This window comes from Streptomyces sp. NPDC054847, from assembly GCF_053610925.1.
Genome location: NZ_JBSGZJ010000189.1, coordinates 1 through 12,695 on the forward strand (window position 1 = coordinate 1; position 12,695 = coordinate 12,695).

The window sequence follows — 12,695 nt, forward strand, 5'->3', positions numbered from 1 at the left end:
CTCGTGGTGACCGTCATCGACCCCGAGGCCGCGGAGGAGGTGCGGTTCACCGGGGCCCGCGCCGAGCTCGTCACCCGGAGCATGGCTCAGCTGCGGGCCGCCATGAACACCCTGGAGTCCAAGGCGAAGATCACCGGGACCTCGTGGGGAATCGACCCGTCGACCAACAAGGTCGCGGTCGAGGCCGACAGCACCGTGTCCGCGGCCTCCATGGCGAAGCTGCGGGGGGTCGCCGCCCAGCTCGGGGACGCCGTGAGCATCAAGCGCGTCCCCGGCGTGTTCAAGAAGGAGGTGGCGGGCGGCGACGCGATCTACGGCGGCGGCTACCGCTGCTCCGCCGCCTTCAACGTGTCGAAGTCGACGACCCGTTACTTCCTGACCGCCGGGCACTGCACCAACCCGGCGAGCAGCTGGTCCGCCACCTCCGGCGGGCCGTCGATCGGCACCCGGGAGGGCACCAGCTTCCCGACCAACGACTACGGCCTCGTCCGCTACACCGACGGCTCCCAGCCGGCGGGCAACGTCAACCTGTACAACGGCAGCCACCAGGACATCACCTCCGCGGCGGACGCGATCGTCGGCCAGTCCATCCGCAAGAGCGGCTCCACCACCCGGCTCACCAGCGGCACGGTGACCGCTGTGAACGTCACCGTGAACTACGGCGACGGGCCGGTGTACAACCTCGTGCGCACCACCGCCTGCTCCGCGGGCGGCGACAGCGGCGGCGCCCACTTCGCCGGCTCCACGGCGCTGGGCATCCACTCCGGCAGCGCGGGCTGCACCGGAACGAGCGGCTCCGCGCTGCACCAGCCGGTCAAGGAAGCGCTCAGCGCGTACGGCGTCGCCGTCTACTGACCTTCGGAGCCACGCACCAGGGCGTGCCCCGCACCGGCGGGGCACGCCCTCGCCACGTCCGGCGTGCCCGCCGACGGCCGACGGGAGATCGCCGGACCGGCCGTCCGTGAGTCGGCGGCCGGGTCCCGCCGGCGGCGGAGCGCGGCGTCAGTCGCCGTGGTCGTACACCGTGACCGCGACACCCCGGGCCGTCAGGCGCTCGGTTATCAGCGGTTCGACGCGGGACCACTTGCCGCCCGCCAGCCCGCAGCCGATCCGCGGCATATGGACGGACGCGCCGAGCTCCAGGGCCTTGTCGGCCACCTGGGCGAGCGCCCTGTCGATCGCCTCGTAGCGCACGGGGACGCCTTGACTGCCGGTGCGCATCCCCCGCTGGCCCACCATGTTGCCCACCCACACATGCGGGTCGACCTGGACGAACTGCACTGCGCCCAGCGCGAAGTCGTTGCCCGCGCGCCCCCGGTGCCAGCGGCGGTACGCCGCCTCCGGCTCGGGCCAGCGACGGGAGAGGGCCAGGACGAATCCCTTGCCCCATCCGCCCAGGTCGTTGCACACGTGCGCGATCAGTTTGACGCCTTTCGCCTGCGGCGCGGTGGCGTCCCCCCGGACATATCTGATCCCTGACATGGCTCAACCGTACGGCCCGCCACCGACAACGGATCTTCGGCCCGTCCCACCGCTTTCACAACACCGGTGAGACAGCAATACTGTTGCACCGGTGTGGTTCAGCAGAAGGAGGCCTCATGGCGACCGGGACCGAGGAGCCGACGCTCACCGTCGACGAACTGGCCGCGCGCGCCGGGGTCACCGTGCGCACCATCCGCTTCTACAGCACGCGCGGGCTGCTGCCCCCGCCCGTGATCGGCCCCCGCCGGGTCGGGCACTACGGCACGGACCATCTCTCCCGGCTGGCCCTCATCGAGGAGTTGCAGCACCAGGGCATGACCCTCGCCGCGATCGAGCGCTACCTGGAGCAGTTGCCGCCGGACCTGAGCGCGCAGGACCTGGCGATCCACCGTGCGCTGGTCGCGTCCTGGGCCCCGGAGTCGGCGGAGGAGGTCACCCGCGAGGAGCTGGAGCGCAGGGCGGGCAGGGCGCTGTCCGACCAGGACGTCGGCCGGCTGGCCGCGATGGGGGTGCTGGACCGGTCCACGCCGGACACCTACCGGCTGGACGGCGGTCTGCTGCGGCTCGGCGTGGAGCTGCTCGACGTGCCGATCGCGCACGAGACGATCCTCGCGTCGCGCACCGTGCTGCTGGAGCACGCACGGGCCGCCGCGCAGGACCTGAGCCGGCTGTTCCGTGACGAGGTCTGGGGCCCTTACCGCGAACGCGAGTCGGACCCGGACCATGTGGCGGCGATGAAGTCGCTGTCCGCCCATATGCAGCCGATGGTGATCCAGGCACTGGTGACGGCGTTCCAGCGATCACTGCGGGAGGAGCTGCGGGCGGCGTTCGACACGCAGACGGAATGAGCGAGTGCCCGGGGCCGGCGTAAACAAGTTGCCCGGGGCCGGTCGGTGCAGGAGGCTTCCGGCCATGTCCGATCAAGGCACCAGTACCGCTCACAGCGTGCACGCGCTCTTCTCCCACGGCCGGCTGACCGCGATCCCCCGCAAGCCGGCCCGCCGCGAACAGCTGCTCGCACACCTCGCGGAGACGCTGTTCGAGCGGGACCGCGACTACACCGAACGCGAGGTCAACGACGCGCTGCGCACCGTGCACGACGACTGCGCCGCCCTGCGCCGCTATCTGGTCGTGGCGGGTCTGCTGACCCGCACGAAGGACGGCGGCAGCTACCGGCGGGGCCGGTGACTGCCGCCGTCGTGACGGTCACGCGTCGGTGAAGACCTCGCCGCGCTCCGCCTTCTCGACCAGCAGCGCCGGCGGCTGGAACCGGTCGCCGTAGCGCTCGGCCAGCTCGCGGGCGCGGGCCACGAAGCCCGTCGGGCCGCCCTCGTAGCCGTTGATGTACTGCAGGGCGCCGCCCGTCCAGGCCGGGAAGCCGATGCCCATGATGGAGCCGATGTTGGCGTCGGCGACGGTGAGCAGGACGTTCTCCTCGAGGCAGCGGACCGTGTCCAGGGCCTCGGAGAAGAGCATCCGCTCCTTCATGTCGTCGAACGGGATCTCGGTGCCCGGCTTGGTGAAGTGCTCACGCAGCCCTGGCCACAGACCGGCGCGCTTGCCGTCCTCGTCGTAGTCGTAGAAGCCCGCGCCGCCGCTGCGGCCGGTGCGGCCGAACTCGTCGACCATCCGGTCGATCACGGTGTCCGACGGGTGACCGGCCCAGGTGCCGCCCGCCTCCTCGACGGCGCGCTTCGTCTCGTTGCGGATCTTGCGCGGCAGAGTCAGCGTCAGCTCGTCCATCAGGGAGAGCACCTTCGCCGGGTAGCCGGCCTGCGCGGCCGCCTGCTCGACGGAGACGGGGTCGACACCCTCGCCGACCATCGCCACGCCCTCGTTGATGAACTGGCCGATGACGCGGGAGGTGAAGAAGCCGCGGGAGTCGTTGACGACGATGGGCGTCTTGTTGATCTGCCGTACCAGGTCGAAGGCGCGGGCCAGCGCCTCGTCACCGGTGCGCTCGCCCTTGATGATCTCCACCAGCGGCATCTTGTCGACGGGCGAGAAGAAGTGCAGGCCGATGAAGTCGTCGGGCCGCGAGACGCCTTCGGCGAGCACGGTGATCGGCAGGGTGGAGGTGTTGGAGCAGAGCAGCGCGTCCGCGTCGACGACGTCCTGGATCTCCTGGAAGACCTTGTGCTTGAGCGCGGTGTCCTCGAAGACCGCCTCGATCACCGCGTCGCAGCCCGCGAGGTCCGCGGCGTCGGCGGTCGGGGTGATCCGGGCGAGCAGCGCGTCGGCCTTCTCCTGGGTGGTGCGGCCGCGTGACACGGCCTTGGCGCACAGCTTCTCCGAGTAGCCCTTGCCCTTGGCTGCTGCCTCGGCGCTGACGTCCTTGAGGACGACCTCCATGCCGGCCCGCGCGCAGGAGTACGCGATGCCGGCGCCCATCATGCCGGCGCCGAGGACGGCCACCTTGCGGACGGGCCGCGGCTCGATTCCCTTCGGCCTGCTGGCGCCGGAGTTGACGGCCTGCAGGTCGAAGAAGAAGGCCTGCATCATGTTCTTGGCGATCCGGCCGGTGACCAGCTCGGTGAAGTAGCGCGCCTCGATGACCTGGGCCGTCTCGAAGTCGACCTGAGAGCCCTCGACGGCGGCCGCGAGGATGTTCCGCGGCGCCGGGTAGGGGGCGCCCGCGGTCTGCTTCCGCAGGTTCGCGGGGAAGGCGGGCAGGTTGGCGGCGAACTTCGGGTTGGACGGGGTGCCGCCGGGGATCTTGTAGCCCTTGACGTCCCAGGGCTGCTGCGAGGACGGGTTCGCGTCGATGAAGGCGCGGGCCTTGGCCAGCATCTCGTCCTCGGTGGCGGCCACTTCGTGGACCAGGCCGTTCTCCAGGGCGCGCTGCGGGCTGTACTGGGTGCCCTGGAGCAGCACCTTCAGCAGCGCGTCCGCGATGCCCATGAGGCGTACGGTGCGGGTGACGCCGCCGCCGGCCGGCAGCAGGCCGAGGGTGACCTCGGGCAGGCCGATCTTGGAGCCCGGCGCGTCGAGGGCGATGCGGTGGTGGCAGGCGAGGGCGATCTCGTAACCGCCGCCGAGCGCCGCACCGTTGATGGCGGCGACGACGGGCTTGCCGATGGTCTCGATGCGGCGCAGGGCGCGCTTGATGCCCATGCCCGCCTCGAAGACGAACTGTGCGTCGTCCGGACCGGCCTTGATCATCTCCTTGAGGTCGCCGCCCGCGAAGAAGGTCTTCTTCGCGGAGGTGAAGACGATGCCGCGGATGGACTCCTGCTCGGCCTCCACCCGGTCGGCGATCGCGGCGATCGAGGCCTTGAAGGCCTGGTTCATGGTGTTGGCGGACTGGTTCGGGTCGTCGAGGACGAGCGTGACGATGCCGGTCTCGTCCTGTTCCCAGCGGATGGTGGTGGACTCGCTCATGGTCTGGCTGCTCCGTATGGCGGGTGAGGACGGGGGTCAGAGACGCTCGACGACGGTGGCGATGCCCATGCCGCCGCCCACGCAGAGGGTGGCGAGGCCGTACCGCTTGTCCTGGCGTTCCAGTTCGTCGATGAGGGTGCCGAGGATCATCGCCCCGGTCGCGCCCAGCGGGTGGCCCATGGCGATGGCGCCGCCGTTGACGTTCACCTTGTCGAGGTCCAGGCCCATGTCCTGGGCGAAGCGCAGGACGACGCCGGCGAAGGCCTCGTTGATCTCGACGAGGTCGATGTCGTCGATGGTCAGCCCGGCCTTGGCGAGTGCCTTGCGGGTCGCGGGCGCCGGACCGGTGAGCATGATCGTCGGCTCGGAGCCGGAGACCGCGGCGGAGACGATCCGGGCGCGCGGGGTGAGCCCGTAGCGCTCGCCCACCTCCTTGCTGCCGATGGCGACGAGGGCGGCGCCGTCGACGATGCCGGAGGAGTTTCCGGCGTGGTGGACGTGGTCGATCTTCTCGACCCAGTGGTACTTCTGCAGAGCGACGGCGTCGAAGCCGCCGAGGTCCCCGATGCCCGCGAAGGACGGCTTGAGGGACGCGAGGGAGTCCGCGGTGGTGCCGGGGCGCATGTGCTCGTCGTGGTCGAGGACGACGAGGCCGTTGCGGTCGCGGACGGGGACCACCGAGCGGTCGAAGCGTCCGTCCTTCCACGCGGCGGCGGCCCGCTCCTGCGACATCGCCGCGTACTCGTCGACGTCGCGGCGCGACCAGCCGCCGAGGGTCGCGATCAGGTCGGCGCCGATGCCCTGCGGGACGAAGTTGGTCTCGAAATTGGTCATCGGGTCGGCGAACCAGGCGCCGCCGTCGGAGGCCATGGGCACACGCGACATCGACTCGACGCCGCCGGCGAGGACCAGGTCCTCCCAGCCGGAGCGGACCTTCATCGCGGCCATGTTGACGGCCTCGAGGCCCGAGGCACAGAAGCGGTTCTCCTGCACGCCGGCGACGGTGTCGGGGAGCCCGGCGGCGATGGCCGCGATCCGGGCGATGTCGGACCCCTGGTCGCCGACCGGTCCGACGACGCCGAGCACGATGTCGTCGACGGCGGCGGGGTCAAGGCCGGGGAACCGGGCCCGGATCTCGTGGATCAGTCCGACGACGAGATCGATCGGCTTGGTGCCGTGCAGGGCCCCGTTGGCCTTGCCGCGACCGCGCGGGGTGCGGATCGCGTCGTACACGTACGCTTCGGTGCTCACTGGTCAGCCTTTCAAGAGGGTTAGCCGAGCAGGGAACGACCGATGATCTCCTTCATGATCTCGGTCGTGCCGCCGTAGATGGTCTGGATGCGTCCGTCCGTGAATGCCCTGGCGACGCGGTACTCGTTCATATAGCCGTACCCGCCGTGGAGCTGGAGGCAGCGGTCGGCGGCGCGCTTCTGGAGTTCGGTCGCCCACCACTTGGCCATCGAGGCGTGGACGGCGTCCAGCTCCCCGTTGGCGTGGTCGGTGATGCAGCGGTCGAGGAAGGCACGGGTGACGGCGCATTCCGTCGCCAGCTCCGCGATCTCGAAGCGGATGTGCTGGAGCCTGGCGAGCGGCCGGCCGAAGGCCTCGCGCTCCTTGACGTACTCGGTGGTGATCTCCAGCAGATGCTCGGCCGCGGCGATACCGGCGACGGCGATCGCCATCCGCTCCTGCGCGAGGTTGGTCATCAGATGGATGAAGGCGCCGTCGAGCTCGCCGAGCAGGTTCTCCTTGGGGACGCGGACGTCGTTGAAGAACAATTCGGCGGTGTCCTGCGACTTCTGGCCGATCTTGTCGAGGTTGCGGCCGCGCTCGAATCCCTCCGCGCCCCGCTCGACGACCAGCAGCGACAGTCCGTGCGCGCCGCCTTCGGGAGTGGTCTTGGCGACGACGATCACCAGGTCGGCGAGGATGCCGTTGGAAATGAATGTCTTGGAGCCGTTCAGCAGCCAGTGGTCGCCGCGGTCCTCCGCCGTGGTGCGGATGCCCTGGAGGTCGGAGCCGGCGCCCGGCTCGGTCATCGCGATCGCGGTGATGATCTCGCCGCTGCAGAAGCCCGGCAGCCAGCGGCGCTTCTGCTCGTCGGTGGCGAGGGAGGTGAGGTAGGGGCCGATGATGTCGTTGTGCAGGCCGATGGCCAGGCCGGGCGCGCCCGCGCGGGTGAACTCCTCGTGGAGCACCGCGGCGTACCGGAAGTCGTCGTTTCCGCCGCCGCCGTACTCCTCGGGCACGGCGAGCCCCAGCAGCCCCTGGCGGCCGGCGGCCAGCCACGCGTCGCGGCTGACGATCCCGTCCTTCTCCCACTGTTCGTAGTGCGGCTCCACCTCCTTGGTGAGGAAGGTGCGCACGGACTGACGGAACGCCTCGTGCTCGGGGGTGAAGATCTGGCGCTTCAACGGTCCTCCTGGGGCCGGATGGCGGGCACGTCCCAGTCCCTGGCGACGTCCGCGGTGTCCGCGCCGGGCTGGGCGGGTCCCCGGCCCACGGCCGTGGGGGTGGCGGAGAAGCGGGGCGCGGGAGCGGGCTGGGTGATGCCGCCGTGTTCGACGTACGTCCCACGGGCGGCGAGGTGCGGGTGGCCGGGGGCCTCGCGGAGCGAGAGCACCGGGGCGACGCAGGCGTCGGTGCCTTCGAACACGGCGGTCCACTCGGCGCGGGTACGGGACCTGAACCGGTCGGCGACGGCCTGGCGCAGCTCCCCCCAGCGGTCGAAGTCCTTGCGGGCCGGGATGTGGTCCTTGATCCCGAGCAGTTCGACGAACTGGTCGTAGAACTGCTGCTCCAGCGCGCCGACCGCCATGTACTGGCCGTCCGCGGTCTCGTAGGTGCCGTAGAAGGGGCAGCCGCCGTCGAGGAGGTTCGCGCCGCGGCGGTCCTGCCAGCCGCCGGCGGCCATCATCCCGTGGATCATCGTGGCGAGGTGCGTGGCGCCGTCGACGATGGCCGCGTCGACGACCTGTCCGCTGCCGCCGTCGGCGCGCGCGTGCTGGAGGGCCGCGAGCACGCCGATGACCAGGTAGAGGGAGCCGCCGGCGTAGTCGCCGACGAGGTTGGCGGGCACCGTGGGCGGCTCGCCGGCACTGCCGATCATGGAAAGTGTGCCGGTCAGGGCGATGTAGGCGATGTCGTGGCCGGCGCGCTGGGCGAGCGGGCCCTGCTGGCCCCAGCCGGTCATCCGTCCGTAGACCAGACGTGGGTTGCGGCCGAGACACTCGTCGGGGCCGACGCCGAGACGCTCGGCGACGCCGGGCCGGAAACCCTCGATGAGGATGTCGGCGCGCTCGACGAGATCGAGGACACGGGCGGGGCCGTCGGCCGCCTTGAGGTCGATGAGTACGGAGCGCTTGTTGCGGTTGGTGAGGTCGTACGCCGGGTCGATGGCCAGCCCGGCACCGCCGGGGCGGTCGACGCGCACGACATCGGCCCCGAGGTCGCCGAGGAGCATCGCGGCGAACGGGCCGGGCCCGATGCCTGCCAGCTCCACCACTCGCACCCCGGCCAGCGGGCCGTTACCTGACGCTGTCATTCAGCCCCCAGCTATGTGACACAAATGATGTAACACCAGTGATGGTAAGAACGCGTTCCAGTTATGACAAGGGTTTGGGCCGAGCAAGCGCTTAGAGTCTCGAACCCACTTGATCACCGGTCGGTCACCAAGGGAAACCGGATCTTCTGCCCGGCCGCCGCGCGCGCTAGCCTCAGCCACCGACAACGGCGTGGGGCAGGGTCTGCCGCCCCGATCCGCCGGTACAGCCTGACGGCGGAGGAGCCAGTGAACAGCCAGAACGGGACGGACCGCGCACAGCGCCCGTACGACATCGTGCTCTTCGGGGCCACCGGATTCGTCGGGCGGCTGACCGCCGAGTATCTGGCGCGGCACGCGCCCGAGGACTGCCGCTGGGCCGTCGCGGGACGCAGCCGCGGCAAGCTCGAGCACCTGAGGGAGCAGCTGGCCGTCATCAACCCGTCGTGCGCGGCCCTGGCGCTGATCGAGGCCGATGCCGCCGACGCCGGTTCGATGCGGGAGCTCGCCGACTCCGCCAGGGTCGTCGCCACGACGGTCGGCCCGTACGTCTGGTACGGCGAAGGCCTGGTCGCGGCGTGCGCCGACGCCGGGACGGACTACCTGGACCTCACCGGGGAGCCCGAGTTCGTCGACCTGATGTACGTGCGGCACGACGCGCGGGCCCGCGAGACCGGCGCACGCCTTCTCCACGCGTGCGGCTTCGACTCCGTCCCGCACGACCTCGGCGTGTACTTCACCGTGCAGCGGCTGCCCGAAGGCGTTCCGCTCACCGTCGACGGCTTCGTGCGCTCCAACGCGATGTTCTCCGGCGGCACACTGGCCTCGGCGCTCAACGCCATGGGCCGCGGCCGTGAAACGCTGCGCGCCGCACGCGAACGCCGGCTCCACGAACCGCGGCTGGTCGGCCGCCGGGCGCAGGCCCCGCTCGGCGGGCCGCGCTTCAGCCGGGAGACCGGGGCGTGGGCGCTGCCCCTGCCGACGATCGACCCGCAGATCGTGGTCCGCTCGGCGCGCGCGCTGGAACGCTACGGCCCCGACTTCCGCTACCGCCACTACGCGGCGGTGAAGACCCTGCCGATGGCCCTCGGCGGCCCGGCCGCCGTCGGCGCGGGCCTGGCCCTCGCGCAGATCCCCGCGGCCCGGCGGTGGCTGACGGACCGTTACGCCCCGGGCGACGGCCCCAGCGCCAAGCGCCGGGCGGAGAGCTGGTTCTCGGTGCGCTTCGTCGGAGAGGGCGGCGGGCGCCGGGTCCTCACCGAGGTGAAGGGCGGGGACCCGGGCTACGACGAGACGGCGAAGATCCTGGCGGAAGCGGCGATGTGCATGGCGGGCGACACGCTGCCGAGGACCTCCGGTCAGGTGACGCCGGCGGTGGCGATGGGCGACGCGCTGCTGACGCGGCTTCAGCGGGCAGGCATCCACTTCCGGGTGGCGCACACCCGCTAGTCGGTTCACACTCGCCAACTCGAACCAGGGCATCCGCTGGGGCGGACGACCACGTGCCACCGCAACGTGAGGTCGCGACCCGGTGATCGGTGCCGGTCACAGCACTGGCTGGAAGGGGTTGCCCTCTACCCTCGCGATACGGTGCTGTCATGTCTCGATCAGTCGAAACCGGATCAGTCTTGTCTCCCGTCACCGCGGACGACGTCGACCTTGCCGTGCGGCTCGCCGTGGGCATCCTTCGGGACGCACCCCGCGAGGGGTGGGGCGGTAAGGCCGGTTCGCTGGAGTGGGACTGCTGGGAGACCGTCGAGCACCTCGCCAACGACCTGTTCTACTACGCCGTGCAGCTGGGGCCGCAGAACCCGCCGCTGGACACCCATGTTCCTTTCGCGTTGAGCCAGAAGAGGCCGGACGGACCCGCGTACTTCCTCTTCGCGGACCGTGATGCGGGTCCGGCCGGCCTGGTGCAGGTGCTGGAGGCGTGCGGCGCGCTGCTGGTCGCCATGGTGCGTACGACGCCGCCCCAGGTTCGCGCCCACCACGCCGCCGGAGTGTCGGACCCCGAGGGCTTCGCGGCGATGGGGGTGGTGGAGACGCTGGTACACATGCACGATGTGGCGGAAGGCTTCGGGCTTGCCTGGACCCCGCCCTCCGCTCTCTGCTCGCGGGTGCTCGACCGTCTGTTTCCGGAGGCTCCGGGCGGCGCGGATCCCTGGCTCACCCTGTTGTGGGCCACCGGCCGCACCGAACTGCCGGGGCACCCTCGCCCCACCACGTGGCGCTGGGCCAGCACACCGCGGTCATAGGAGGGGGGCGGGGTACATTCCTGCCCCGGACCCGCCCTGGCATGGAACGACACCGCCCCTCCCCCGAAGGGACCACGCCATGACCACCCCGCGCGCCTTCCCCCTGGAGCCGACCCCGATCCATGTGTCCGACGAGGTCCTCGAGGACCTGCGCGCCCGTCTCGCACTGACCCGTCCCCCGGTGGACGAGGGGAACGGGGACTGGTCCTACGGCGTCCCGGACAGCTGTCTCCGTGAGCTGGTCGCCCACTGGCGGGACGGCTACGACTGGCGCGAGGCCGAGGCCGCCATCAACGTCTACGAGCACTACCGGGCGAGCGTCGCCGGCGTCCCGGTGCACTTCATGCGCAAGCCGGGCCGCGGCCCCCGCCCGGTCCCGTTGATCCTCACCCACGGCTGGCCGTGGACGTTCTGGCACTGGTCGAAGGTGATCGACCCGCTCGCCGACCCGGCCGCCTTCGGCGGTGACCCCGCCGACGCGTTCGACGTCATCGTGCCGTCCCTGCCCGGCTTCGGTTTCCCCGGCCCTCTCACCGGCTTTCCGGACGTGAACTTCTGGAAGGTCGCCGACCTCTGGCACACCCTGATGACCGAGACCCTGGGATACGAGAAGTACGCCGCCGGGGGCTGCGACATCGGCGGGATCGTCGCCGGACAGCTCGGCCACAAGTACGCCGACGAGCTGTACGGCATCCACATCGGCTCCGGGCTTCCGCTCGACTTCTTCACCGGCCCCCGCGCCTGGGACTTCGCCCGGAACCGGCCCCTCACCGACGACCAGCCCTCCGACGTCCGCGCCCGCATCATCGAGCTGGACCACCGCTGGGCGTCCCACCTCGCCGTGCACATGCTCGACGGTGCCACCCTCGCCCACGGGCTGAGCGATTCACCCGCCGGACTGCTCGCCTGGCTGCTGGAACGGTGGAACGCCTGGAGCGACAACGGCGGCGACGTCGAGTCCGTCTTCACCAGGGACGACCTGCTCACCCACGCCACGATCTACTGGGTGAACAACTCCGTCGCCACGTCGATGCGTTACTACGCCAACGCCAACCGCTACCCCTGGGCCCCCTCCCACGACCGCACCCCGGTCGTGCAGGCCCCGGTCGGCCTCACCTTCGTCACATACGAGAACCCGCCCGGCATCCGCACCGCCGACGAGCGCGTCCGGGCGTTCAAGACCGGCCCGCAGGCCGATTGGTTCAACCACGTCAACGTCAACGCCCACGACCACGGCGGCCACTTCATCCCCTGGGAGAACCCCGACGCCTGGGTGAGCGACCTGCGCCGCACCTTCCACGGCCGCCGGCCCTGAACGACCCTGCGGGGCGGATCCGTCGTCAACGCCCTTGCCTGCGGCCGGTGTCCGGGCCAGGCCCCCCGGTCCGACACGAAGATTTCATCCGTTGCATGTGACGCAAAGGCTGTGCAGGACGCGCGTATAGCAGGACTCTGGACCTGCCCGTGGACAGGCCACGTGGCGCGCACCGACCCCCGTCCATACGTGGAGGTTTCTGCATGCGTCGCCGTTTCGCCCTGCCGCTCGTGTCGGCCGCTCTGGCATTGCCCGCCGCTCTGATCCCCGCCGGGTCGGCCTCCGCCGCCCCCGCCGACAAGCCCCAGGTGCTCAGCTCCTGGACCCAGACCAGCGCCACCAGCTACAACGCCTGGGCGGCCGCCCGGGCCAACCAGGGCGCCTGGAGCGCCTACGGCTTCAACTGGTCCACGGACTACTGCTCCACGTCGCCGGACAACCCGTTCGGCTTTCCTTTCAAGATGTCATGCGCACGCCATGACTTCGGCTATCGGAACTACAAGGCCGTCGGTAGCTTCGACGCCAACAAGTCCAGACTGGACTCGGCGTTCTACGAGGACCTGAAGCGGGTGTGCAACCGGTACTCCGGCGCCACCCGCACCGCGTGCAACTCGACGGCGTGGACGTACTACCAGGCCGTGTCCGCCTTCGGGTACTCGGCTGCGGTCGACGGCGGCAAGGCCGCCTGAACCACGGGTGAGGCCCCGTCACGGGCGTGACG

The 12,695-nt window shown here is 70.8% G+C and carries 12 protein-coding genes; 7 read left to right on the forward strand and 5 right to left on the reverse strand.

Annotation, left to right across the window (positions count from 1 at the left end; translation table 11 throughout):
• On the forward strand, positions 1–855 hold an 855-nt coding region (locus ACWGH4_RS19595), incomplete at its 5' end, for a S1 family peptidase (protein ID WP_453462327.1).
• Positions 856–1,002: 147 nt separating this feature from the next.
• Here the strand turns inward: ACWGH4_RS19595 and ACWGH4_RS19600 are convergent.
• Positions 1,003–1,482 carry a macro domain-containing protein gene (locus ACWGH4_RS19600; protein ID WP_453462330.1) on the reverse strand — a complete coding sequence of 160 codons (480 nt, stop codon included), beginning with the start codon at positions 1,480–1,482 and terminating at the stop codon, positions 1,003–1,005.
• A gap of 116 nt (positions 1,483–1,598) precedes the next feature.
• Between ACWGH4_RS19600 and ACWGH4_RS19605 the strand changes: the two genes are divergently transcribed.
• Both ACWGH4_RS19605 and ACWGH4_RS19610 read left to right on the forward strand, forming a co-directional pair.
• Complete coding sequence (locus ACWGH4_RS19605) at positions 1,599–2,330, forward strand: MerR family transcriptional regulator (protein WP_453462333.1); 732 nt, start codon at positions 1,599–1,601, stop codon at positions 2,328–2,330.
• 64 nt (positions 2,331–2,394) lie between these two features.
• Positions 2,395–2,670, forward strand: coding sequence for a DUF2087 domain-containing protein (locus tag ACWGH4_RS19610; protein ID WP_453462336.1), 276 nt, complete (start codon positions 2,395–2,397; stop codon positions 2,668–2,670).
• Positions 2,671–2,688: 18 nt separating this feature from the next.
• On the opposite strand, the gene ACWGH4_RS19615 is transcribed toward ACWGH4_RS19610, so the two are convergent.
• From ACWGH4_RS19615 to ACWGH4_RS19630, 4 genes are read right to left on the reverse strand one after another with little or no spacing between them, the layout of a single operon-like run.
• Positions 2,689–4,863: a 3-hydroxyacyl-CoA dehydrogenase NAD-binding domain-containing protein gene (locus tag ACWGH4_RS19615; RefSeq protein WP_441261918.1), complete on the reverse strand. Its 2,175-nt coding sequence runs from the start codon at positions 4,861–4,863 to the stop codon at positions 2,689–2,691.
• A gap of 36 nt (positions 4,864–4,899) precedes the next feature.
• Positions 4,900–6,114: an acetyl-CoA C-acetyltransferase gene (locus ACWGH4_RS19620; RefSeq protein ID WP_453462339.1), complete on the reverse strand. Its 1,215-nt coding sequence runs from the start codon at positions 6,112–6,114 to the stop codon at positions 4,900–4,902.
• Between the two features lie 20 nt (positions 6,115–6,134).
• Entirely contained in the window at positions 6,135–7,277 is a 1,143-nt protein-coding gene (locus tag ACWGH4_RS19625; protein WP_453462342.1) for an acyl-CoA dehydrogenase family protein, read from the reverse strand.
• On the reverse strand, positions 7,274–8,407 hold the full coding sequence (locus tag ACWGH4_RS19630) for a CaiB/BaiF CoA transferase family protein (RefSeq protein WP_453462345.1): 1,134 nt from the start codon (positions 8,405–8,407) through the stop codon (positions 7,274–7,276). The genes ACWGH4_RS19625 and ACWGH4_RS19630 overlap by 4 nt, the downstream gene beginning before the upstream one ends.
• Before the next feature lie 246 nt (positions 8,408–8,653).
• On the opposite strand from ACWGH4_RS19630, the gene ACWGH4_RS19635 reads away from it, so the two are divergent.
• The 4 genes from ACWGH4_RS19635 (at position 8,654) to ACWGH4_RS19650 (ending at position 12,663) form a co-directional block, all read left to right on the forward strand.
• Positions 8,654–9,853 (forward strand): saccharopine dehydrogenase family protein, encoded by a 1,200-nt coding sequence (locus tag ACWGH4_RS19635; protein ID WP_453462348.1) that lies wholly within the window; start codon positions 8,654–8,656, stop codon positions 9,851–9,853.
• A 149-nt stretch (positions 9,854–10,002) separates the two neighbouring features.
• Complete coding sequence (locus tag ACWGH4_RS19640; RefSeq protein WP_453462351.1) at positions 10,003–10,659, forward strand: hypothetical protein; 657 nt, start codon at positions 10,003–10,005, stop codon at positions 10,657–10,659.
• A gap of 79 nt (positions 10,660–10,738) precedes the next feature.
• Positions 10,739–11,974 (forward strand): epoxide hydrolase family protein, encoded by a 1,236-nt coding sequence (locus ACWGH4_RS19645; RefSeq protein ID WP_453462354.1) that lies wholly within the window; start codon positions 10,739–10,741, stop codon positions 11,972–11,974.
• Between the two features lie 203 nt (positions 11,975–12,177).
• The gene (locus ACWGH4_RS19650; RefSeq protein WP_453462357.1) at positions 12,178–12,663 is read left to right on the forward strand and encodes a phospholipase; all 486 of its coding nucleotides are present in this window, start codon (positions 12,178–12,180) and stop codon (positions 12,661–12,663) included.
• The last annotated feature ends 32 nt before the right edge of the window (positions 12,664–12,695 follow it).

What these genes read in the sequence shown, in the direction of transcription:
- ACWGH4_RS19605 (WP_453462333.1), top strand. Translation starts at nt 1,599, where the DNA reads ATGGCGACCGGGACCGAGGAGCCGACGCTCACCGTCGACGAACTGGCC.
- ACWGH4_RS19640 (WP_453462351.1), top strand. Translation starts at nt 10,003, where the DNA reads ATGTCTCGATCAGTCGAAACCGGATCAGTCTTGTCTCCCGTCACCGCG.
- ACWGH4_RS19645 (WP_453462354.1), top strand. Translation starts at nt 10,739, where the DNA reads ATGACCACCCCGCGCGCCTTCCCCCTGGAGCCGACCCCGATCCATGTG.
- ACWGH4_RS19650 (WP_453462357.1), top strand. Translation starts at nt 12,178, where the DNA reads ATGCGTCGCCGTTTCGCCCTGCCGCTCGTGTCGGCCGCTCTGGCATTG.
- ACWGH4_RS19600 (WP_453462330.1), bottom strand. Translation starts at nt 1,482, where the DNA reads ATGTCAGGGATCAGATATGTCCGGGGGGACGCCACCGCGCCGCAGGCG.
- ACWGH4_RS19615 (WP_441261918.1), bottom strand. Translation starts at nt 4,863, where the DNA reads ATGAGCGAGTCCACCACCATCCGCTGGGAACAGGACGAGACCGGCATC.
- ACWGH4_RS19630 (WP_453462345.1), bottom strand. Translation starts at nt 8,407, where the DNA reads ATGACAGCGTCAGGTAACGGCCCGCTGGCCGGGGTGCGAGTGGTGGAG.
- ACWGH4_RS19610 (WP_453462336.1), top strand. Translation starts at nt 2,395, where the DNA reads ATGTCCGATCAAGGCACCAGTACCGCTCACAGCGTGCACGCGCTCTTC.